This window comes from Alistipes sp. An66 (assembly GCF_002161445.1).
Lineage (GTDB): Bacteria > Bacteroidota > Bacteroidia > Bacteroidales > Rikenellaceae > Alistipes > Alistipes cottocaccae.
Genome location: NZ_NFHT01000003.1, coordinates 69,826 through 92,249, shown reverse-complemented (window position 1 = coordinate 92,249; position 22,424 = coordinate 69,826). Strand labels below are relative to the sequence as shown.

Annotated in this window: 19 protein-coding genes; 7 read left to right on the top strand and 12 right to left on the bottom strand. The window is 61.5% G+C overall.

The window, feature by feature from the left end; all coding sequences use genetic code 11:
- The first annotated feature begins 15 nt into the window (after nucleotides 1-15).
- Complete coding sequence (locus B5G16_RS03365) at nucleotides 16-2,154, top strand: putative porin (RefSeq protein ID WP_087261406.1); 2,139 nt, start codon at nucleotides 16-18, stop codon at nucleotides 2,152-2,154.
- 44 nt (nucleotides 2,155-2,198) lie between these two features.
- Nucleotides 2,199-2,891 carry a transglycosylase SLT domain-containing protein gene (locus B5G16_RS03360; protein WP_087261100.1) on the top strand — a complete coding sequence of 231 codons (693 nt, stop codon included), beginning with the start codon at nucleotides 2,199-2,201 and terminating at the stop codon, nucleotides 2,889-2,891.
- Between the two features lie 117 nt (nucleotides 2,892-3,008).
- Here the strand turns inward: B5G16_RS03360 and B5G16_RS03355 are convergent, their stop codons facing one another.
- From B5G16_RS03355 to B5G16_RS03320, 8 genes are all read right to left on the bottom strand, one after another.
- Complete coding sequence (locus tag B5G16_RS03355) at nucleotides 3,009-4,763, bottom strand: PCMD domain-containing protein (protein WP_087261098.1); 1,755 nt, start codon at nucleotides 4,761-4,763, stop codon at nucleotides 3,009-3,011.
- A gap of 3 nt (nucleotides 4,764-4,766) precedes the next feature.
- Nucleotides 4,767-5,660 (bottom strand): hypothetical protein, encoded by an 894-nt coding sequence (locus tag B5G16_RS03350; protein WP_087261095.1) that lies wholly within the window; start codon nucleotides 5,658-5,660, stop codon nucleotides 4,767-4,769.
- A 12-nt stretch (nucleotides 5,661-5,672) separates the two neighbouring features.
- Nucleotides 5,673-6,524 (bottom strand): hypothetical protein, encoded by an 852-nt coding sequence (locus tag B5G16_RS03345; protein ID WP_087261093.1) that lies wholly within the window; start codon nucleotides 6,522-6,524, stop codon nucleotides 5,673-5,675.
- 17 nt (nucleotides 6,525-6,541) lie between these two features.
- The gene (locus B5G16_RS03340; RefSeq protein WP_087261092.1) at nucleotides 6,542-8,686 is read right to left on the bottom strand and encodes a DUF4493 domain-containing protein; all 2,145 of its coding nucleotides are present in this window, start codon (nucleotides 8,684-8,686) and stop codon (nucleotides 6,542-6,544) included.
- A 2-nt stretch (nucleotides 8,687-8,688) separates the two neighbouring features.
- Nucleotides 8,689-10,029, bottom strand: coding sequence for a DUF4493 domain-containing protein (locus B5G16_RS03335; RefSeq protein WP_162612011.1), 1,341 nt, complete (start codon nucleotides 10,027-10,029; stop codon nucleotides 8,689-8,691).
- A 35-nt stretch (nucleotides 10,030-10,064) separates the two neighbouring features.
- Nucleotides 10,065-10,844: a DUF4493 domain-containing protein gene (locus B5G16_RS03330; protein WP_162612010.1), complete on the bottom strand. Its 780-nt coding sequence runs from the start codon at nucleotides 10,842-10,844 to the stop codon at nucleotides 10,065-10,067.
- Between the two features lie 14 nt (nucleotides 10,845-10,858).
- A complete protein-coding gene (locus B5G16_RS03325; RefSeq protein ID WP_162612009.1) occupies nucleotides 10,859-12,739 on the bottom strand; it encodes a hypothetical protein in 1,881 nt (626 codons plus the stop codon).
- Between the two features lie 191 nt (nucleotides 12,740-12,930).
- Nucleotides 12,931-15,075: a S9 family peptidase gene (locus tag B5G16_RS03320; RefSeq protein ID WP_087261085.1), complete on the bottom strand. Its 2,145-nt coding sequence runs from the start codon at nucleotides 15,073-15,075 to the stop codon at nucleotides 12,931-12,933.
- Nucleotides 15,076-15,134: 59 nt separating this feature from the next.
- Between B5G16_RS03320 and B5G16_RS03315 the strand changes: the two genes are divergently transcribed.
- Nucleotides 15,135-15,737: an NUDIX hydrolase gene (locus B5G16_RS03315; RefSeq protein WP_087261083.1), complete on the top strand. Its 603-nt coding sequence runs from the start codon at nucleotides 15,135-15,137 to the stop codon at nucleotides 15,735-15,737.
- 149 nt (nucleotides 15,738-15,886) lie between these two features.
- Here the strand turns inward: B5G16_RS03315 and B5G16_RS03310 are convergent, their stop codons facing one another.
- Complete coding sequence (locus B5G16_RS03310) at nucleotides 15,887-16,582, bottom strand: LytR/AlgR family response regulator transcription factor (protein WP_087261081.1); 696 nt, start codon at nucleotides 16,580-16,582, stop codon at nucleotides 15,887-15,889.
- A 284-nt stretch (nucleotides 16,583-16,866) separates the two neighbouring features.
- Here B5G16_RS03310 and B5G16_RS03305 point away from each other — a divergent pair, with 284 nt between their 5' ends.
- The gene (locus B5G16_RS03305; RefSeq protein WP_087261079.1) at nucleotides 16,867-17,178 is read left to right on the top strand and encodes a hypothetical protein; all 312 of its coding nucleotides are present in this window, start codon (nucleotides 16,867-16,869) and stop codon (nucleotides 17,176-17,178) included.
- Between the two features lie 75 nt (nucleotides 17,179-17,253).
- On the opposite strand, the gene B5G16_RS03300 is transcribed toward B5G16_RS03305, so the two are convergent.
- The 3 genes from B5G16_RS03300 to B5G16_RS03290 all read right to left on the bottom strand — a co-directional run bounded on the left by B5G16_RS03300 (nucleotide 17,254) and on the right by B5G16_RS03290 (nucleotide 19,845).
- Complete coding sequence (locus tag B5G16_RS03300; protein WP_087261078.1) at nucleotides 17,254-17,670, bottom strand: SRPBCC domain-containing protein; 417 nt, start codon at nucleotides 17,668-17,670, stop codon at nucleotides 17,254-17,256.
- A gap of 200 nt (nucleotides 17,671-17,870) precedes the next feature.
- Nucleotides 17,871-18,287, bottom strand: coding sequence for a tRNA (adenosine(37)-N6)-threonylcarbamoyltransferase complex ATPase subunit type 1 TsaE (gene tsaE, locus B5G16_RS03295; RefSeq protein ID WP_087261076.1), 417 nt, complete (start codon nucleotides 18,285-18,287; stop codon nucleotides 17,871-17,873).
- Between the two features lie 7 nt (nucleotides 18,288-18,294).
- Entirely contained in the window at nucleotides 18,295-19,845 is a 1,551-nt protein-coding gene (locus B5G16_RS03290; protein WP_087261074.1) for a T9SS response regulator signal transducer PorX, read from the bottom strand.
- Between B5G16_RS03290 and B5G16_RS12500 the strand changes: the two genes are divergently transcribed.
- The 3 genes from B5G16_RS12500 to B5G16_RS03280 all read left to right on the top strand — a co-directional run bounded on the left by B5G16_RS12500 (nucleotide 19,838) and on the right by B5G16_RS03280 (nucleotide 22,424).
- The gene (locus tag B5G16_RS12500) at nucleotides 19,838-20,080 is read left to right on the top strand and encodes a hypothetical protein (RefSeq protein ID WP_143260814.1); all 243 of its coding nucleotides are present in this window, start codon (nucleotides 19,838-19,840) and stop codon (nucleotides 20,078-20,080) included. The two genes, B5G16_RS03290 and B5G16_RS12500, sit on opposite strands and share 8 nt — an antisense overlap.
- A 121-nt stretch (nucleotides 20,081-20,201) precedes the next feature.
- Nucleotides 20,202-20,474 carry an HU family DNA-binding protein gene (locus B5G16_RS03285; RefSeq protein WP_087261072.1) on the top strand — a complete coding sequence of 91 codons (273 nt, stop codon included), beginning with the start codon at nucleotides 20,202-20,204 and terminating at the stop codon, nucleotides 20,472-20,474.
- A 393-nt stretch (nucleotides 20,475-20,867) separates the two neighbouring features.
- On the top strand, nucleotides 20,868-22,424 hold the full coding sequence (locus tag B5G16_RS03280) for an Rne/Rng family ribonuclease (protein WP_087261069.1): 1,557 nt from the start codon (nucleotides 20,868-20,870) through the stop codon (nucleotides 22,422-22,424).

Sequence of the window (22,424 nt, the reverse complement as noted above, 5' to 3'; positions counted from 1 at the left end):
TTCCGCTCTTTGGCTATGGCGAGATTTTCGAACCGGATACTGCTGACGCTCCTGCTGGGAATGCTCTCCGTCGCACCGATCGTGCTGCGGGCCCAGAGTTTCGATGCGAGCACCCTGCAACGGGCCATGCAGAACGGTCAGGGAGGAAACCTCTACGGCTCGAACCCCTACGAGCAGACCGAAGAGGAAGGGCAGCAACAGCCGCAGGACACCACCAAAAAGGAACGGAAAATCCGAAAACCGCTGGAATCCTACTTTTTCAGCGACTCGATCCGCGCGTTGAACAACTTCAAGTGGCACGTCAAACGTGACTACAACCGCGTGGAGATCGCTCCTCTGGACACGATGCTCACCGATTACCGGATCGACTATCCGTTCTATCGGGAGGATGTGGGCGACATCGCCCAGGGTGCCCTCGGACAGACGTCGCTGCCGCTGAACTATTTCCGGCGACCGCAGTTCTTTGATTTCAGTTTTGCGAGTCCCTACTACGCGTACACCTACAACATGGAGAACGTGCCCTTCTACAACACGAAGCGGCCGATGATCCGGATGAACTACGCGGAGTCGGGCCAGAAGCGTTACCGGGAGGAGAATTTCGGCATCATGGTCGCGCAGAACATCTCCCCGACGACCGGCTTCAACGTCGACTACAAGTCGCGCGGCACCCGCGGGCAGTACATCTGGTCGCGGACCAAGAACCACAACCTCTCGCTGGCCGTCAGCCATACGGGGCGCCGCTATTCGGTGCATGCGGGTTTCTACAACAACCACATCGAACAGCAGGAGAACGGCGGCGTGGTCGGAAAGTGGGCCATCGCCGATACGACGTTCAGTATGGCCTCGGGCGTGCCGATGCGCCTGGCCGAAGCCGAAGCCCAGAACACCTACCGCAACAACGCCTTCTTCATCACGCAGTCCTACGGCATTCCGTTGCAGCGTCTGACCGAGAGCGACTTTTCGATGGCGGGGCTTTCGGCCGTCTATGTCGGGCACTCGTTCGAGTACAGTTCGTGGAGCAAGGTCTACACCGACAAGAACGAACCCTATACGAACGAACGCGACCATCGGGACGAGAACGGCAATTTCGTGTCGGCGGAGTACAACTACTACAAGAACTGGTTCATCAATCCGCTGGAAACGCGCGACTCGATCTACGAACGGGTCGTCTCGAACCGGGTCTTCGTGCAGGCGCAGCCCTGGGACCGGAACGGGGTGGTGGGAACGCTCGATGCAGGAGTCGGCCTCGACCTGCACACCTACTCGCAGTTCGAACTGAACAACTATCTGACGGGAAAGTATACGAAGGTGAATAAAACCAGCTGGTTCGCCTACGGATCCGTCAGCGGAAAGATAAAGAAGTATGTCGACTGGGACGGGAACGTGAAGTTCTACCCGTCGGGATACAGAGGCGGAGACCTCTCGATCGGTGCGCACCTCGCACTGACGGGCTATCTCCGCGGACACCCCCTGATTCTCGAAGGCCGCTTCTCGATGGAGCGGCGCTCGCCGAACTACTGGCAGGAGAATCTATTCTCGAACCATTATATATGGAACACTCCTTTGAACAAGGAGAATGAGACTCGGTTGGAGGTAAAGTTTTCGGTTCCCGACTACGCATTCGAAGCGGGAGCCTGGCAGGGAGTCGTTACCGACAAGATCTACTATGCGTCGGACAGCAACGTCGCCCAGCATGACGGAAGCGTAAGCCTCACGAGCGTGTATGCCCGCAAGGATTTCCGCCTCGGCGGACTTCATTTGGACCACAGGGTATTGTTGCAGTGGAGCACGAATCAAGAAGTTGTACCCGTTCCGCTATTGAGCGCCTTCCTGTCGTATTACTACGAATTCTGGGTCGTGCGCGACATCCTGCGCTTGCAGATCGGACTCGACGGACGTTATAATACGCGATATTATGCGCCCGGATACAATCCGGCACTGTCGGTGTACTACAACCAACGCGAGGAAGAGGTGGGGAACTATCCCTACATGGACGCCTTCGTGATGGCGAAGTGGAAGAGAATGCGGATCTTCCTGAAATATCAGCATCTGAACAAGGGCCTGTTCGGAAACGGAGAGTATTTCTCGGCAGCCCGTTACCCGCTCAATCCGGGTATGTTCAAGATCGGCATCTCCTGGGGATTCTATGATTAGCGTGTTGTACTGCGCGGTATGAACTGCCCGCAAAGCAACCTTTTATGCTGAAAAAGACTGTTTTAACGTTTGCGTTCTTAACCATTTTAACGACTTTTTACGGCTTTAACGCCCATTTCGGCACTCCCGTGACGGATGATGTGCTGAACCGGATGGCCGAAGCGGACCATGCTCCCCTTGTGGAGGAGAAATGCGTCATCTCGGCCTACGACAACCTGATCCGCCGCATCAGCGAGCAGGAGGGACACGACTGGCGTCTGATGAGCGCCATCGCCTACCACGAGTCGCGCTTCACGCCCGACATCACCTCGCGCAGCGGCGCCCGGGGGCTGATGCAGATCATGCCTTCGGTGGCCCGCCACTTCGAGGTTCCGCTCGACCGGGTCTCGGATCCCGAGACCAACGTCTGGCTGGCGAACAAGCTGATGACGGAGATCCAGACGATGCTGCGGCTTCCGGCCGGCACGTCCGAGAAGGATCGCATGAGCATCGTGCTGGCCTCGTACAACAGCGGCATCGGCCATGTGAGCGATGCCCGCCGTCTGGCCCGCGTGCACGGCGAGAATCCCAACTCCTGGGAGGTTGTAGCCCGCTACCTGACCCTGAAATCCCAACCCGAATATTATGAAAACGAGGTGGTCAAGTGCGGAAGGTTCACCGGCAGCAACCAGACGCTGGCCTATGTGAACGACGTAATGGGACGCTACGACAAGTACTGTCGGATTGCCGGGAGGTAATCCCCGACAGATAATCGAAAAACAGCGCTTCGGATCTCCGGAGCGCTGTTTTTTTCGTATGTCCGAACGGGGCCGGCCAATCAATGAGGGATTCCCGCGGACGCGGGAATCTCATGCTCAATTTTTCGCCACCGGCGTGTAGACGAGTTCGACGTCGTCGACCCACATGACACTCTGGTCGCTGCCGATGAAGTAGTCGCCCCAGCGCGAAGCCGAGCAGACCACCATCAGATGGGTAGGTTTCTTGTCGGTCGACCGGTAGTCGATCGGGATGGTGATCTGCGTCCACTCCGTCACGGCCTCCCGGAGTACCCGGATGCCGTATCCGATCACATCCTCGCCCTGCGGGTTGAAGAAGGTCTTCACGTCGCGCGTGTCGATGCTCACCGGGCAGGCATCCGTACCGAAGGGGCGTCCGTTGTTCTTGTCGTCGCCGGCGCCGTCCTTGCCCATGCCGTATTTCTCCTTGGTCCAGGTTCCGAGGGCGATGTAGATTGAGCCGGTGTCCGGATCGCCTTTCTGGATATTCTCGCCCGTGGGCATGTTGGACTCCATCAGATTGATGATCCCGGGTGAGTATTTCACCCAGACCCGCAGGGCCGTGGGGCGCAGCGTGAAGGGGCGTCCGAAGTTCACGATGCCGTTCGTGCCGCCCCGCACGCCGGCGAACTCGCCCGTGAAGAGGTTTCCGGCCGCCAGTTTGATCATGACTTTGGTGCTGGCGAGTTTGGCCGATTTGGTTCCTGCGGAGCCCGGGCGGACGGTGCTTTCGTCGGGGGTCGTGACGTTGTACTTGTCGCCCAGCGTGACGGCCCCGTGGTTGCCCGAATCCCAGAAGGGCGAGATGCCCGTACCGCTTCCGTCCGTCAGATAGGGCAGCCAGGGCGTGCCGGGTTTCGACCACTCCTCCATGCCGCTGTTGGGCAGCTGCTCGATGCCTTCGGTCGTGACGGTCTCGACGTCGCTCTCGTCCGCTCCGCAGTAGGACTTGAACTGGTAGGTTGTCAGCGGTTCGGCGGCAAAGGCGGCCGAGAAGGTTCCGCCGTCGATCTCCACGTCGGGCACTTCGGACCATTCGCCGTCGGAGCCAATGCGGTAACGGAATCCCATCGTTTCGCCGGCGATTCCCGACCCGCGGAGCCAGACGACGCCCGACCAGGCATCGACGGCCTCGGTAGAGACGGTCTTGTCGGTGGGCAGCACGTAGAGCAGCCAGCGCTCCGTGCGGCCGTGGCAGGTGACATCCACGAAATGGGGTGTTCCGGCCGTCGGATCCTCCGCGTCGGGCGATCCGTAGTCCATCGTCGAGAGCTCCTCCATCGTCGGGGAGTAGGTTGTGGTGACCGTTTCCGTGCCGGCGGGTCCGAGTTTGAGCTCGGTGATCGTTATGTGGCTGCGGTCGGCCGTCTTGGCGACGTAGGCCCGGGCGATACGGTTGTCGAGGTCGAACTCCGTGGCGCCGACCTGTCCTTCGACACGGAAACTCCGCGTGATGGTCTGTGAGGCGACGATCTGCCAGTCGTAGTCCTGATAGAGCGTCAGGGTGAGGTAGACCGGCGTGCGCATGTCGAACGTCCCGGTCGGCTCCTGCGACGGGCGGATGTTGTCGAGGAAGATCTGTCGGTCGATGTTCGTGTTGTGCGGCGTGACGGTGTAGGTCACCTTGTCGATCCGCACGTTCCGGATGTCGGTGGCCTCTTCGAGTGCGAGGGTCACCGTGCGGGTCGTGAGGTCGATGTTCGAGACCGCGAAACCCTCGCCCTCCACGCCGTTGATGGCGACCTCCACGGTCGGGTAGGGCAGGTCGTTGTCGATGCACGAGGCCGTGAGGAGCGCCGCACCTGCGAGCAGATATGCCAGGAGTCGTTTCATGCGTCATTGCTTTTTCTTGTCCCACATGTGGATCGTCATGCCGATGTTGATGGCCAGGATGTTGAGTTTGAACTTCATTTTCGAGGCCTCGCGGCTGCCGATCCTGTTGCCCAGTTCGTCCTTCTGGGTCACGGAGGTGTACTGGATGCCGCCCAGTCCGAACGAGAGTGTCGCGCAGACGTTCGGGAAGATGTAGACCGCCGCTCCCGGATTGAACGCGAGTTTGAGCTGCGTATTGTCGCTGTACGTATGTTTTATGCGTCCCTCCGACTCGTAGGAGAAGCACGATGTTCCGGTTGCGACCGAGAGTTCGATCTCGGCGAAGAGCCCGAACCTCCCCTTGGGGTCGAGCCCCGCATAGGAGCGGTGGAAGATGCCGAACGCATAGTTGTTGCTCGTGAAGTCGAGATAGGGAATGTTGAGCGAGACGTCGTTGCTCTCGCCCAGATCGAAGACGGCTCCCTTGTCGAGCGTGCCGCTCATGTGGTTGTAGCCGAATCGGGCGCCCAGACAGCGGTTGTCGCGGTAGAAATAGCCGATGAAGGGTTTGACGGAGGCCATGGCGCCCTCGGCGTTGACGTTGTCCAGAATGAGCAGTACGTCGGTGTCGTCGCTCGACAGCGTTCCGTAGGAGGCCGTCAGGCCCATGATGACCTCACCCTTGTAGGCGAATTTGAGTTTGTTGATCTCCCGGTCGATGCGTCGGCGTGTCGGCAGGAAGCGTTGTTTTTGCGTTTTGGCGGTCGGGAGAGCGGCCTGTGCGGAGAGTCCGTTCCGGAGTCGGAGCGTATCGGAGTGCCCGGCCGTCGGAAGCGGAGCCGCGTCGGAGACGGCCTGTGCCGCGGCCGGTAGCGTCAGCCCGAGAGCGAAGAGCAGAAGGTATGCGATGTGTTTCATGGCGTGCCGGGTTCAGAGATAGAAGGCCATGCCGAGGCCGATCGAGAAAATGTTGACCTTGAAGTTCATCTGGCTGATGTTGCGTTCGCCGACGGTGACCTGGTTGTGGACCTGTTCGGTGTGGTTGAAGGTGATACCCATCACGCCGACGTTCACCTCCACGGCCATGTTGTTCGTGGCGAAGGCCACGATTCCCGGCGAAATTCCCAGAGCGAGGGTGTAACCGCTCTGGTAGGTGCCCTTGACGGGCGATCCGTTCGCAAAGCGGGCCTCGCTGCCGCCGGCCGCCAGCGACATTTCGTTGTAGAGGGCGAAGCGCTTGTTCCGGCCCAGCGGGATGTACTGGCGCCAGATGGCTGCCACCTGATAGGTGTGTTGCAGGGCGTAGTAGTCCTGGGCGTTGAGGCTCACGTTCGAGTCGGCGTCGCCGAAGTTGATCGCGGCCTTGTCGAGTTTGAGCAGCGTCCGCGAGTAGATGAAGCGGCCGCCCAGGGCCATGTTGTTGCGGAAGGCGTAGGCGATCATCGGGCTGATCTTGAAGGTGTAGCCTTTCGAGTCGATGCCTTCGATGATCAGGAACTGGTAGCTTTTGTTCGTATGGGTCGAGTAGGAGGCCGTACCTCCGAATATCCACTGGCCTTTCGGGACGAAGAGGTTGTGCGTATCGGTCAGACCGCGCCGGCGTCGCATCTCGTTGATCGTCAGGGGACGATGTGCGGTGCTGTCCGCCGGGGTCTCCCGGACGGTTTCTGTCATCCTTGCCGTTTCTGCCGCCGCAGCCTCCGACTCCTGGGCCCGCAGCGAGCCGCAGGCTGCCGGGAGACCCGCTCCGAGGAGCAGCAGGCGTATGAGTGTCGTGCGCATCGTTTCGCGTTTAGTCGTTAGTAAACCCACTGGAAGTCGTCGATGTAGAGCCGGTTCGTACTGCATCCGTTCATGTAGTCGCCGTACATGTTGGCCGAACACGAAATGACGATCTTACAGGGCTTCGAGGGTTTGGTTACACGATCGTAGTAGAAGATTTCGAGCTCTTTGTCGACCATCTCGTCGCCGGCGGTCGACTCCTTGATCACGAAGCGTCCGTAGCCGATGACCGGGCCTTCGGCCTGGCTCGTCGCCGTGGAGGGGTCCCACATGCCGCTCGGGGCGCTCATGCCCGAGGAGACGTTGTGCGGGGCGTCCCAGTCGACGATCGCCACGTAGATGATCGCCCGGTCGGGCTGTCCGGCGGCGATCGGATGGTTGCCGCTTGCGTCCGTGTATTTGGTCATGTCGACCGTCCCGATCGTCGCGTGGTATTTCAGCCGCAGAGCCCGGGGGCGGGCCTGCCAGTCGTAATCCTTTCCGAACCCGACGGTTCCCTGCGTGGAGGGCTTGACGAACGTTCCCGAGAAGAGGTTGCCGGCAGCCAGCAGGCCGGCCGCGGTCTGCGAAGCCAGCAGGGCGCATTTCGATCCGCACTTCTCCTGCTGGGTGCAGAGACGTGTCAACTGGTCACCGATGATGGCGCTCATGTAGTTGTTGTTGCCGCTGCCCCAGAAGGGGGTCGTCTGGTTGTTGATCGTGAAGCAGCTCATCGTACCGTCCTCCATGTCGCCGCCGGGGATGCTCTGGCCCCCTGCGGTGGCGAACGACGCGAGACTTTCGCGTTCGCCGAACATCGCCCGGCATTCGTATTCGCCGTCGGCCCGGACGCCCGTTCCGGCCTTCGGCGTGAAGACCGTCAGGCCGCTCTCGTTGGACGACTCCGTCCATTCGGGGCTGAACGTCGCCGTCCAGGTTTCGCTGCCGGCGTTCGTGCCGGGCAGCTCCTGCCACGATCCGTTTTTTGTGCGCAGGCCGAAGGTTACCGTTGTGACCGAGGGGTCGAAGACCCGGGCCCGCAGCGTGACGGTATTGGCCCACAGATCGTAATCCGCGGCCGAGGGTGCCAGTACGCCCTGCAAGGCGAAGATACACTCCGCGCTGCCGTTTCCGCCGCCGTTGTCCGTGGCTTCGATGCGCAGCGCATGGTCGCCGCCCGGGCATCCCGTGAAGAAGTCGTCGGAGAGCGTCACCGTGAGGGCGTTCTCGGCCGTCTTCACCACGGCAAGGCCGGCCGTGGGCGTCGAGACGGCCGCCAGCAGATCGTACGGCTTGCCGTCGAAGGTCAGCGTGGCTGCCGTCGTCGGCTTGACGGTCGTGATCAGGAACCGTTTTTCGCCGCCCAGATAGCGCTGCGTCTCGGAGATCTCGAAGCCGTCGCCCTCGATCGTCGGGTCGGGACTCCAAATGATCGTGTCGTCGAAATCGTCGGTATCATCGTCCACAAGGATCGCCACGGCCTCGATGAATCCCGGCAGGTCGGGCGAGTAGCGGAACGTCAGCGTGTATTTTCCCGGGGTCCGGACCTCGGGGATGGTGCCGCTCTTTTCGACCGCGCCCTTCGAGGCGTGCGTGCCGCTGAACCGCCACGAGAGGGCGTCGACACCCTCGTCGAGCGTGAAGTAACCTGCGGCGTTCTCCGTGTAGCGGAGCGTCGAGGCGGCGTCGGCGCGGCTTTCGTCATACGACGCGCCGGGCATCACCCGCACCTCGAACTCCGAACCGAAGTTTTCGGCGATGGTCTCGTCGAAAACGGCCTCGACGACGCTGTTCTGCAAGGTGCACGTTACCTCGACGGGCGTATTCGCCCCGGGGGTTACGGTAAAGGGCTCTTCGCCTTTGTAGAAGCGTCGGGTGAACGAGGCAGCGGCCTTCTCGCCGGCCTCCACCGAGACGCTGTACGCGCCGGCCAGCAACTCCAAACGCTCCGGAATGCCGGATTCCGAGGTATATTTGCGGATCGGCTTCCCGTCGCTGTTGCAGATGCTGACGGTCAGGTGCTCCATCGGGTCGTACTCTGCGGAGGAGGTCTCCGAACGGGTCGAGACCTTCATCGTCAGCGTACCCGTCGCCGTTGCGTCGTCGAGCGACGGCGAGGTCTCCGAGCAGCCCGCCGCGGCGAGCCCCAGCATCGGGATCAGGTATCTGTACAGACGTTTCATGGCTATTCGTCGGTCGGTCTTACGAGGGTCAGCGTGGCCGAGGTTTCCCCGCCCGCATTGTCGATTACGCGGAGGTGGAAGTAGTGCTTCTCGCCCGGATCGCCCAGCGATTTGAGCGCCGTGAGGATCTCGCTGTTGATTTCGAAATAGGTGCTCTGCTGCCCCTTGACCTCGTCGCCGATCTGGAATCCGACGCCGGTTGACAGCAGGTCGCCCTCGGGCGTGCCGGGCTGGATCTCGCAGAGGTCGAACTCGCCGGTGAGGGCTTCGGATACCGAGACGAGGATCTCTTGCAGCGGTCCGGACTCGATCCGCACGAGCAGCGAGCGGATGCCGCCGTTCGGGGCCGCGATGTCGACGCGCACCGGGTCGACGGTTTCCAGCACATAGGGCTGCGCGATGTCCCAGCCCTGCATGACGATCGTCGGGGCTTCGCCCTCCTCGCCGCCGCCCTCCTCGAGGATCTCCTCCCAGAGACCGTCGGTGCCGTTGATCGTGACCGTATTGTCGAGGACGAAGTTGTCCACCGAGATGTCGAACTTGATCTCGCCCTGATCGGCATAGACGATCACCAGTTCGATCTTGCGCCACTGTCCGGCCTTGACACCCGTGATGGTCTTGCTGAACTTCACCTCGCCGCCGTCGGTGAACGAACCCGTGAGGAGGAAATCCAGGTTGTTCTCCCCGTCCGCCGGCAGGAAGAAGGCGGCCTGTCGGCCGTCCCAGCGCTCCTTGCCGAACTCCATCGAGGCGGCCCCCAGCGAGATGGTGGCTTTCGTTTCGGCGGTGAGCTGGTCGGCCAGGTCGGCCGAGCAGAGCAGCGTCACCTTGATGTTCTGCAACGTGCAGACGATCTCATTGATCGTCGTCGTGGAGCCCTTCGTGATCGTGAAGGGGTAGGTCGTGCCGTAGACCGGCGACTCCCACTCCACGGCGGGGATCTCCTCCTCGCGGTGCGAGCAGACCACAAGGTTGTAACTGCCCGTCGGCAGCTCCATCGGGGTCGCTTCGAGCGAGGCTTTGAGTTCGGCGTAGCTCCCTTCGAAGGGGGTGTCGGTGCCGTCCGCACGGACGATCCTCACCCGGTAGTCGTCCGTCGCCACGGTTGCGCGCGTCGTTGCCGAAGCCTCTGCCGGCGGGTTCTGCGTCTCGTCCTCCGTATCGTCGGGCTGCATGTCGGTCTGCGAGTCGGCGATCACGCGCAGACCCACTTCGCCGTTCAGGTAGCCCGTCGTGCCGGTTGCGGACGTTCCGCTGCCCGTCTTCTTGTAGGGGGGCTCTTCGTTCACGCAGCCCGTCAGAAGGAGTGTGCCGAAGGTCAGCGTCAGAAGTAATCCGGTCATGTTTTTCATATCTCGTGTCGTTTTTTGCGGGTGGGTTACAGGGTATCGTCGTTCAGTTCGACGTCGATCGTGCGTTCGTCGAGGAATCCGTCGTCGAGGTTGATCGTCAGCGTGGCGCTGCCGTTGTCGCGGGCGTCGAAGAGGAACGTGTGGCGCGTGCGTGCGACGGTGCGGTCGAGCCGCTGCTCGGGGAAGGCGTAGTTGCGGTCGAAAGCCGTGCCGGTCTGGCTTTGGAGTTTGGCCGTGCCCGTGAGGGTCAGCGTCGTGCCGGCCTCGACGAAGACCGCTTCGTCCGCCGTTTCGGCGCCGGGGGTGAAGGTGAAGCGGTTCCCCGCGGAGGTCGTGACGGTGAACGTCGCGTCGTGGAAGTAGTTCAGGAACGACTCCGTGGCCGAGACGAGCACCTGTGCATTGGCGATCTGCACGGGAATCGTCTCCTCGACGCGCTGCCGGGCCACGATCTCGATCGCTTTACTGCCATAGTAGCAGACTTTGCCGACCCCTTCGGCCTTCGGGTCGCCGTAGCGGAGCTCGGCGGTGTAGCTTCCGGCGGGGATCGTCTCGCCCGCGTCGTTGAATGCGGAGAGGCTTTCCCAGGTTTTGGAAAACTCCGGCCCGGAGATCGTGAGGGCGAATTCCCCGGCCGTCGGGACCGGCGTCACGGCAATCTCGGCCCGTGTGGTGATCATGGCGTCGGTGCGGCAGCCGATGCGGAGCGTTCCGTATCCGTTGCCGTCCGCGGGTGTTTCATTCTTGGCGCATCCTCCGGCTGCGACGGCCGCCGATGCCAGGAGAAGAATCACTCTGTTTTTCATGTTCATGGCAGTCGTTATTGGGCGATGGATACGCGGATGTTGTCGAGGTAAACCCAGTTGTTGGAGTAGTAGTAGGTCGCAAACGCTCTGGGCTCACCGCTTTTCATGTAGACCTCCCAGACGAGGCGCTGGCTGGCTGATGCCGTCGTCGAGAACTCTCCTTGCAACGGGATATTGTCGAAGGATCCGTTCAGTGCTCCGGAGTCGTTCAGGTCGTAGACAACGGCCGGAATGTTGTATTGCAGGATCGTGCCGGGGTCGCCTTCGCCCGAAATGAAACTGCCCCAGAGGTTCGATGTGGTGTTTCGATCGGCGGTATCCGTGATGCCGGCGGCAAGATAGGGTTGCAGGACGTTCCCCTGGTTGGAGTTCCGGTTTATGGAGTAGTTGAAGCGCACGACGATCTGGCAGGAGCCCTTCAACGCCGTGAGGTCCGGAGAGTCGATCCGTCCGTGGTAGCTGCCTCGGGTCAGGGCGGCGCACTCGTTGCGACTGCAAATCCGTATCGCTTTGCCCGCGGAGGCTCCGCAACGGGCTCCTGTCCATCCGGACAATCCGTAGCCGCTCAAATCGACCGCGGTGTTGTTGCCGCTGTTTGTTGCACCGGTACCCAGATTGTCGTCGTGGCTGAAATCCGTGATTCCGCCGAACGTCTCCTCAAAGAGATACGGCACGCGGAACTCCACGACGGTCTCCCCGCCTACGGTCACGGCCGGCAGCGTGAACTCTTCGGTCAGCAGCGCATGCTCCGAATCGTACGTCACCTGGAATCCGGCCATCTCCTCCGTGGGGTTCGTGTAGCTCCGGAAGCGGACCGTATAGTCGCCCGTGCCCGTGACGTCGAACGTCCGGCTCCGGGTGTCGTCCTCGAAGGTCCAGCCTTCGGGTGCCGTCACCGTGAAGGTGTCGATCGCCTCGCCCAGCGTGTTGATGCCCGTCTCCGCGAGGCGGAAGGTCACGCGCGTGAGCTCCTGGGCCGCGGCCGGGATGTTGTAGTTGATCGGCGTGGTGTGGCCGGCGGCGAAGCGCCGGTCGGCGGTCGCCGGGACGAACGTCCGCGGCTCCGACTCGCTCGTCGCGCCTGCGGCCACGATCGAGACCGTCTCGCCCTCGCCGAGCGTCAGGGGGGCGATCATCGCGTAGACCACGGCACCGGCATCCTTCGGCTCCGAAAACCGCAGGGTCAGCGTGTTGCCCGATCCGGCCAGCACGCCGTCGGCGGCGGGATCCGAGGCGTCCACGGTCAACCGTCCGGCGACGGGCGACGGGAAGGTCAGCGTGATCTCCGAAACCGGTTCTCCGAGGTCGTTGCGCGGGATGGCGATTTTCAGTACGTGGATTTTGTGTGCGAATTGCAGGTCGACGACGTCCGTATTGTCGCTGATGCCGTTCGCATCCTTCTTGTCGTGTTCGCGCAGCGGCCCGGCGCCCTCGATCGGCGTGGCCACCATCACGTCCCACTCACCGTGGAACGCTCCGTCCTGCACGGCCGGAATATCGTATCCGGCCCGCAGTCCGTCGGTCGAGGCCGGGACGGGCGAGACGGCATAATAGGTATAGGTATCTTCGGGCATGGGCTGGATGCTGCCCCGGAAGCTGGCGCTGTTGTAGGTCGCGTTGTAGTGGTAGAGCGTGAATGCGGCTCCGTCGAGCACTGTTTCCGACGCGGAGTTCCGGGCCCAGAGCGTCAGCCGGTCTCCCTCCTGCCAGCGGACCTCCTCACCGCCTTCGTCCAGCGAGGTGCGCGTGGCCGAACGGGCCCGGATGTCGAGTCTTGCTCCCGAACCTATCGATACTTCGAAGGGGCTTGCTGCCGGGACTGTTCCGTCCTCCGGATTTTCGGAGCATGCGGCGAGGAGCAGCGGCAGGAAAAGCAGGGTTGTCCGACGTTTCATCATGCACGAATTCTTTTATCTGAATCTCTGCAAAAATAGGGGCGAGTCTCGATTTTTGGAAATAAATTCAACGAACGCGCTGTTTTTCATCACGAATCTGCAGCTTTTTCGGGTGTCGCAGTTCGGTTTCGGAATGGGAAAAGCCGTCCGGCGGAGGTTGCCGGACGGCTTTTTCGGGCCGGGGTCGGAGGTTATTCGCCGCCTTTCACGTAGCGGTCGAGCCATCCGAAGAACTCGCGGTTCCAGACCATCGAGTTCTGGGGCTTGAAGACCTGGTGCGCTTCGTCGCGGAACTCGACCAGACGGGCCGGGATGCCCCGCACGCGGGCTGCGGTGAAGGCTTCGAGCGACTGCGTGTAGGGGATGCGGTAATCCTTCTCGCCGGTGAAGATCAGGATCGGCGTGTCCCACTTGTCGACGAACTTGTGCGGCGAGTTGGCATAGGAGCGCTGCGCCGTGGCATTCTCCTTGTCCCAGTAGGGGCCGCCGTAGTCGTTGTTGATGAAGAAGAGCTCCTCGGTCTCGCCGTACATCGAGTCGAAGTCGAAGATGCCGCAGTGGGAGATGAAGGCCTTGAACCGCTTCTCGTGGCAGCCGGCCAGGAAGTAGACCGAGTAGCCGCCGTAGGAGGCTCCGACGCATCCCATGCGCGATTCGTCGGCCCACGGTTCGCGCGCCACGTCGTCGATGGCCGAGAGGTAGTCGCGGATGTTCTGTCCGGAGTAGTCGCCCGAGATCTGGTCGAGCCACTCCTGCCCGAACGAAGGTACGCCGCGGCGGTTCGGCGCCACGACGATGTAGCCCTGCGCGGCCATCAGCTGGAAGTTCCAGCGGTAGCTCCACCCGTTTGCGACGACGCTCTGCGGGCCGCCCTCGCAGTAGAGCAGCGTCGGGTACTTTTGGGCCGGATCGAAGTCGGGCGGCAGGATCACCCACGTGAGCATCTGCTTGCCGTCGGTGGTCCGCACCCAGCGTTTCTCGACCTTGCCCATGCGGATCTGGGCGTAGATGTCGCTGTTGATCTCCGAGATCCGGGTCAGGGCGCCGTCGGCGGTGTCGACCTCGTAGAACTCCGCCGCCGCGGAGATCGTGGCCAGCTCGGCCACCATGCGTCCGCCGCCCGTCGTGAAGGCCGTGATGCTGTGGTCGCCCTCGGTCCGGACCTCCACCTCGCCGTCGACCGTCGCCACGCGGCAGATCTGGTACGTCCCCTCGATCGGGGCGATGAACCACAGGCGGTCGTTGCCCTCCCAGACGACGTTCATGGCGTTGTAGTCGAAATCCGCCGTCAGGTCGCGCATTTCAGTCGTCGCACAATCATAGAGGAAGAGCCGCGCCTTGTCCGACTCGTTGCCGGCGCGCCGCTGCGAGAGGAAGGCGATCTTCCGGTCGTCGGGCGACCAGACGGGGTATTTGTCATAGCCCGGCAGGTTCTCCTGCTGCGATTCGATCTTCTCTCCGGTGTTGAAGTTGGTGGGCTTGCAGATGTTCTGCGTCTGCTGCGAGGCGACGTCGTAGACGAAGATGTCCGAGTCGGTCGAGACGGCGTAGGCCGTGCCCGTCAGCGGTTTGCAGGTGTAGGCGAGCATTGTTCCGGCGTTGTTCCAGGCGATCTCGGCCATGTCGAAGTAGGGGGCCAGCGGGGCGTCCCAGGCAGCCTCCGGGCCGAGGATGTCCCGACCCTCCTTCAAACCGTCGGGTCCGAAGTCGCCGACGAAGATGTGCAGGTGCTCGCCCTCGTCCCAGTAGTCCCAGTGGCGGACCATCAGGTCGTCGTAGATGCGGGCCTGCGACTTGTCCATGTCCTTGTGGATGTCGGCCGAGCGGCGGTCGGCCACCTGCACGCGCTGCACGTACCACGCCTTGTCACCGCGGGGCGAGATGCCGAATCCCTCGACGTCGCGCGCCAGATCCGACAGCTGCCGCACGTTGCCGCCCGCAGGGGCCATCTCCCAGACCTGCATCGAGCCGCTGCGGTCCGAGAGGAAGTAAATGTGCTGCCCGTCGGCGCTCCACCGCGGTGCGAGGCTGTTCGACGTGCAGTCGGTCAGGCGCGTTACGGCCTTCGTGGCGAGCTCCTCGACCCAGAGGGTCGTCACGCCGCGGTTTTCGGCGAGGTTGTAGTCGGTCTGCTGGTAGACGAGACGCTCTCCGTCGGGCGAGAGCACGGCGCCGCCCGCGCGGCTCATCTTCCACATCACCTCGGGGGTGAAGCGCCCGGCGGCGATCTCCTCCGGCGTCAGGGCGTTGTCGATTTTCAGGGGTTCGGGACGCTGCCGGTCGCAGGCGCCCAGCCCCACAGCTGCAATAGCCATCATCCAGATGATTTTTTTCATTTTCGTTGAGGTTTTCCTATTTATTCGTATTTTTGGATTCCGAAAAAACGACTCTTCACATGAACCGTACCGTCTATTTTGCCGACAAGGCCCTGCTTTTTACCGATGCGGCGCCCGACGGGACGTGGTATACGGTCGCGGCGCACTCCGCCGACGACGTATTGCGCCCCAAGATACTGAATTTTCTCGAATCGTACAACTCCGTGGCGGTTGTTTCGGCGGATCCCGAAGCGATGTTCCGGGCCTTTGCGGCGCAGTTCGCGTGGGTGGAGGCGGCCGGCGGCGTGGTCGTGGACGACGCGGGGCGCTGGCTGCTGATCCGCCGCAACGGACGCTGGGACCTCCCGAAGGGGCACCTCGAGGCGGGCGAGAGCATCGAGACGTGTGCGGCGCGCGAGGTGGAGGAGGAGACGGGCGTGCGGAGCGAGACGGCGCGGCCGCTGTGCCGGACGCTGCACGCCTACTGGTTCCCGAAGACCGGACGCTGGGAGCTGAAACAGACCCATTGGTTCGAACTCCGTGCGACGGGGCCCTCGTCCCTGTGCCCCCAGACCGAGGAGGGGATCGAACGGGTCGTGTGGTGCACGCCCGCGGAGGCTGCGGAACACGTCCGCGAAGCCTTCCCGACGATCCGCCGTGTGGCCGAAGCGATGGAGCGGTAGAGCGTCGTCGGGGCGGATGCTGTGATGGCAGGATGCTCGGGCAATGTCCGGGCGGGACGTTGCGGCGTCGGATTTTTAGACGGGCCCGGACCGTTCTCCGCGGCCGTTTCGGCCGGGGCTTTGCGGATGTTCGGGAGCCCGGTGGCGGGTCACTCCTTTCCGAGGCGGATGCGGACCTCTTCCTTGTATTTGCGCGAGATCTCGATCTCGGTCGTCCCGATCCGGATGCGGTTCGGGCGGTATTCGTCGATGTGCTCCGTGTTGATGATCCAGGAGCGGTGGACGCGCAGGAACCGTCGGTCGAGCTGCGCCTCCCATTGCGAGATGCGCGTCTTCGTGCGGTAGGCTTCGCCCGCTGCGGTATGGATCCACACCTCGTCGTCGTTCGATTCGATGTAGCGGATCTCCCCCGGGTCGAGCGTGATCCGGCGGCGCTCGGAGATGAAGCTCAACGTGTCGTCATACGGCTGCCGCTGTTCGAGGTAGCGTGCGATGAGCCGCTCCGGGACGATGAATACCGCGATCAGCAGCAGGATGAAGAGCGGATGGAAGACCGCTCCGGGGAGCGTGTCGGGGAGCGTGTCGAACGCGACCCGATGACCGAAGATCAGGGCGAGGTATTCGATTGCGACGACGGCCGCAACGAGATAGACGGCGTTGAGGAATTCCCCCGGCCGCTTGCCGAGCGAGAGCTGCGGCACGAAATAGCGCAGGGCCAGCAGCCCGGGCAGGAAGAAGACGGTGAGCAGGACCGCCTGGTCGGGCGCATATCCCGACGCTCCGAAGACGAGGGCGATCGCTATGGACGACACGAGCCACCAGAGAAGGGGAAGATTCTGTTTCATGGCGGAGATTGCTTGATAAATAGAAGGTGAACGCAGTGGCAGGCGACGCCGGTCTTTTCGGATCGGGCGCTTCCGAACCGCGTTCTGTGTCCGGTACAAATATAGGTGAATTTTCGCGGGAGACGATGCCGCTGCGTGATGAAACCGACCCGGAAGCCTCTTTCAGCGGGTTTCTACCGAATGACGACGGGTTTCGACGGCCCGATTTTTTGCTTCGGGACCTCCCTGCCGTCTATCTTTGTATTCGGGAATTGTCCCGTAAAACACTCAAAAAACAAGCACGTATGTTCCAACTTTTTATGGAGGGAGGACTGTGGGGCATGACCCTGCTGACCCTCGAACTGATCGGCCTGCTGCTTGCGGCCTGGAAGGCTCCCGCCTGGGTCCGGGAGATCGGATTGCTGGCCCTGATCTCCGGAGCCGTCTATACGCTGCTCGGCATCTCGCAGGTGTTGGGTTTCGTGAGGGAGGCCGGGGAGGTTGCCTTCCCGGTGCTGGCCGGCGGTCTCCGCGTGACCTGCATCCCGGTTATTTACGGATTGTTGATCCAGGCCCTCGCGCTGGTGATCCGCATGGTGCAGAAACCCCGGATCTGACTTCTCCGGCCTGCTCCCTCCCGGCCCCGGAATGAAAAACGGCTCCCGAACAATTTCGGAAGCCGTTTTTTGTCATCAATACATCGGGGCCTGGTTCATGGCGTTGGCGATGCCCTCGGCGATCTGGTCGATGGCCCCCTGCAACTTCGAGCCGAGCATCATCTTCATCATCATGTTCAGTTCGATGTGCAGCACGAGGCGCATCCGGGTATCCGTGTCGGAGACCTTGTGCAGCTGGATCCAGAAGGCGAAGTCGACCGGTACGCCGCCTTCGTCGCCCACGATCTTCACGTGTTTGGGAGCCTCCCGCTCCTCCATGCGGAGCTTGACGGTGAAGCCCTTGGCCTTGAACGAGCAGCGGTCCTCGGTGGCCTGCCACTCCTCGACGCGGTCGGCCAGCGCCGGCGTGAGGTTGTCGAAGCGGCTGATGACCGCATAGATCTGCTCCGCGGGGCGCAGAATCTGGTGTTGTTTCGAAATATATTCCTGCATTTTTCTGGTTATTTTGATGGGTCGATGGGTCGGGGTGGTTTCGGCCGTCCGGGTCGGTCCGGTTTGTGCCGATCCCGGGGCGGCTTCGGTTTGTGTCGATTTCGGGGCGGTTCGGCCGGTGTCGATCCCGGGGCGGCCGGGCGTTCAGGCGGTTCGGGGCGGCTCGGGAGCCTTTGCAGCCCGGCGGTCCGGCAGCCCGGCTACTCGATCTCGAAGGTGCGGGTCGTGTCGCTGTCGACGGTGATGCGCACCGTTACGACGTTCTCCGGGAGCAGCGGCTCGATCTTCTCGGGCCACTCCACCAGGCAGAGGTCCCCCGAGTAGAAGTACTCCTCGTAACCGAAATCGAAGGCCTCGCGCAGATCCTCGATGCGGTAGAAGTCGAAGTGGTAGATGCGGCGGTTGCCCTGCCCCTTGTACTGGTTGACGATGGCGAACGTCGGGCTCGTCACGGTGTCGGTGGCGCCCAGCTGTGCGGCGATTTCGCGGATGAGCGTCGTCTTTCCGGCGCCCATCTCGCCGCGGAAGGCCACCACGGTGCGGCGGCCCAGAAGTTCGATGATCGCCCGTGCGACCTGCGGGAGCTCCTCCTGCGAGGTGATATGGATGGTTTTCATGCGTGTTTTACTGTTTCGGTTTCAGAACGATGTACGGAACGATCATCTCCTCCATCGAGATGCCTCCGTGCTGGAACGTGTTGCGGTAGTAGCGGATATGGCGGTTGGCGTCGTTGTTGTAGACCAGGAAGTCCGAATTGTAGGCGAAGATGTAGCTCGACGTGAGGTTGCTCGACGGCAGCTGCACGTCCTCCGGGCGCAGGATCTCGTAGACCTCGCGGGAGTTGTAGGCCAGATTGCGGCCCGTCTTGTAGCGGAGGTTCGACGACGTTTCGCGGTCGCCGGTCACCTTCACCGGGTTGTCCACGCGGATCGTGCCGTGGTCCGAGGTGATGACCACCGTGTGCCCGCGTTCGGAGAGCAGCCGCAGGATCGTGTAGAGGTCCGAATGCTCGAACCAGGAGCGCGTCAGCGAGCGGAACGCCGCCTCGTCCTCCGTGAGTTCGCGGATGATGTCCGTCTCGGTGCGGGCGTGGGAGAGGATGTCGAGGAAGTTGTAGACGATGACGGAGAAGTCGGCGTCGTAGATGCGCTGGATGTTGTCCACGAGCTTGCGCCCCTGCTCCGGGCGCACAAGTTTGTCGAAGGAGAATTTCCACGTCTTGCCGTTCTGGGTCATCAGACGCCGCAGGAACTCCTCCTCGTACTGGTTCTTGCCGCCCTCCTCGTTGTCGTTGAGCCACTTGTTGGGCATCAGCTTGTCGATGGCCAGCGGCATCAGCCCGGCGAAGATCGCATTGCGGGCGTACTGTGTGGCCGTGGGCAGGATCGCGCAGTAGAAGTCGTCCTGCTGGACGTCGTAGTAGCCGCGCAGGAGCGACGAGATGGCCCGCCACTGGTCGTAGCGGAAGTTGTCGATCAGCAGCAGCGTGGTCTTCGGGTTCTCGTCCGCCACGGGGAAGATCTTCGTGCGCATGAGCGTGTGCGACATCACCGGCGTGTCGTCCGAGCGGCGGTTGATCCAGTTGTAGTAGTTGCGGCGCACGAACTTGCAGAACTCCTGATTGGCTTCGGTCTTCTGGTAGGTGAGCACCTCCTTGATGCTCTCGTCGGTCGACTCGCCGAGCTCGATCTCCCAGGCCGTGAGCCTGCGGTAGAGCGAGCACCAGTCGGCGAAGGTCTCGGCCATCTGCAACGAGGCGGAGATGCGTCCGAATTCCGAGCGGTAGTCGGCCGTGGTCTGTTCGGTGACGAGCTGCTGCTGGTGGACGTTCTTCTTGATGGAGAGGAGCACCTGGTTGGGGTTGACGGGCTTGATCAGGTAGTCGGCGATCTTCGAACCGACGGCCTTGTCCATGATGTTCTCCTCCTCGCTTTTGGTGACCATGATGACGGGTGTCGTGGGGCGCACCTCCTTGATTTTGGGGAGGGTTTCGAGCCCCGTCATGCCGGGCATCATCTCGTCGAGGATAATCAGATCGTAGGAGCCTTCCGAGGCCATGTCGATGGCGTCGTACCCGTTGTTGCAGGTGTCCACCTCGTATCCCTTCTGTTGGAGGAACAGGACGTGGGGTTTGAGCAGTTCGACTTCGTCGTCGACCCAGAGTATTTTGACCATACCTAATCGGTTTTGGGATTACAAAAATAGTGATTTTACCATCAAACGCAAAAAACATGCGCTTTATTGGGTGACCGGCGGGATTTCTTCGGCCGGGGGAGCCTCGTTTTCCCGCGCGGCTGCCGGACCGGGCGGATTGATCCGCCGGACGGTCGTGCGCGGAGGCGCCGATTCCGCACGCTTCGCCTTTTGGCCCGGGATTTGCGTTCGTTCCGGTATCGTGCTGGAAGCGTGAACCGTACGCTTCCGCTGAAAAAAGGTGAAAAAAAATTGCGGTTTGTTGGCGGAAATTCAAATAAAGCGTATATTTGCACTCCGAATCATTCGGATGAACTTAATTTTAAATACCATAAGACATGACAAAGGCTGATATCGTAAGCGAAATCGCTAAGAGCACCGGCGTGGAGAAAGTGCAGGTGCAGGCTATCGTCGAGGCTTTCATGGAGAGCATCAAGACGTCGCTCACCCAGAAGAATAACGTGTATCTTCGCGGCTTCGGAAGTTTCATCGTGAAGAAGCGCGCCACGAAAGTCGCCCGCAACATCTCGAAGAACACGACGATCACCATTCCCGAACACAACATCCCCGCTTTCAAGCCCGCCAAGAGCTTCGCGGCGAAGGTGAAATAACGACAGAATCAAGAACCTCTAAAATTTAACCACTATGCCAAACGGAAAGAAGCATAAGCGGCACAAGATGGCTACCCACAAGCGGAAAAAACGTCTTCGCAAGAACCGCCACAAGAAAAAGTAGGGTAGCACCTTTGTGCTAACGATAGATAAAGCTAAAGGGACCCACGGGTTCTTTTAGCTTTACCTGTTTTTCGGGAATCCGAATCCCGGGGCGGAAACACCGCCCGCTTGCAGAGTCCTCCGGAGAGCTCCGGAACGCTCCGCGCCGCACCCGGCAGGGTGTCGGAATTTTTCCATTGGAGTTGGCCGCCACTTCATACCAACATGCGGCTCCATTACTAATTTCAGCCCTCCCGCACCCGGATTCCCGGCGGCGGAACAAGATATATAATGAATAGAGAATTAATCGTAAACGTCACCCCGGCCGAGATCTCCATCGCCCTGTGCGAGGACAAGGTGCTCGTCGAGCTCAGCAAGGAGCAGTGCCAGACGGGCTTCGCCGTGGGGGACATCTATCTGGGAAAGGTCCGCAAGATCATGCCGGGACTCAATGCGGCCTTCGTCAACATAGGACACGAAAAGGATGCCTTCATCCACTACCTCGATCTGGGAACGCATTTCCCGTCGTTGCAGAAACTCGTCGCGTCGCAGCAGCCCGGCAAGCGCGGCATGCGCGTCGAGACCATGAAGCTCGAAGCTCCGGTGGAGAAGACGGGCAAGATCGGCGATTACCTCCAGGTGGGGCAGCAAATCATGGTGCAGGTGGCCAAGGAGGCCATTTCGACCAAGGGCCCACGTCTGACCTCCGACATCTCGCTGGCGGGCCGCAACGTGGTGCTGGTCCCCTTCTCCTCGAAGGTGTTCCTGTCGCAGAAGATCCGCTCGGCGGAGGAGAAACGGCGTCTGAAACGCATTGCCACGGAGGTGCTGCCGAAGAATTTCGGCGTCATCATCCGCACGGCGGCCATGGAGGCCCGGGACGAGGATATCGAGCACGACATCCAGACGCAGATCGAGCGCTGGCGCAAGACCTGTGCGGCGATCCGCAAAAAAGCGGCGGAGGTTCCGGCGCAGCTGATGAGCGAGATGAACCGCGCCAATACGATCATCCGCGACTCGCTGAACGGCTCCTTCTCGCAGATCGCCGTCGACGACGAGGCGATGTACAACGAGATCCGCAACTACATCCGTCAGATCGATCCCGAAAAGGAGAAGATCGTCAAGCTCTACAAGGGCACGGTTCCGATCTTCGACAACTTCGACATCTCGAAGCAGATCAAGTCGCTGTTCGCCAAGTACGTGTCGCTCAAACGCGGCGCCTACCTGATCATCGAGCATACGGAGGCGATGAACGTCATCGACGTCAACTCCGGGAACCGGACCAAGGCCGAGGACAATCAGGAGCAGACGGCCCTGGACGTGAACCTCGCGGCGGCGAAGGAGATCGCACGACAGCTGCGTCTGCGCGACCTGGGGGGCATCGTGATCATCGACTTCATCGACCTGCACAAGGCGCAGAACAAACAGGCGCTCTACGATGAGATGGTCAAGCTCATGGCGACGGACAAGGCCAAGCATACGGTGCTTCCGCTGACGAAGTTCGGACTGATGCAGATCACGCGCCAGCGGGTGCGCCCGGTGGCCGTGGAGAGCGTCTCGGACGTCTGCCCGACGTGCAACGGCACGGGCAAGATCGAACCCACGGTGGTGCTGGACAAGAAGATCGAAAACCAGATCTCGTTCCTCACGGAAGACCGCGGGCACAAGTACATCAAACTGGTCGTCAGCCCCTATGTGGCGTCGTACCTCAAAAAGGGATTCTGGTCGCTGCGCCGCCGCTGGGAGTGGAAGTACAAGGTGCGCTTGCAGATCGCCGAGGATCAGAGCATCGGGATCGTCGAGGTGCACTACCACGACCGCAAGGACAACGATCTGATCGAACGATAA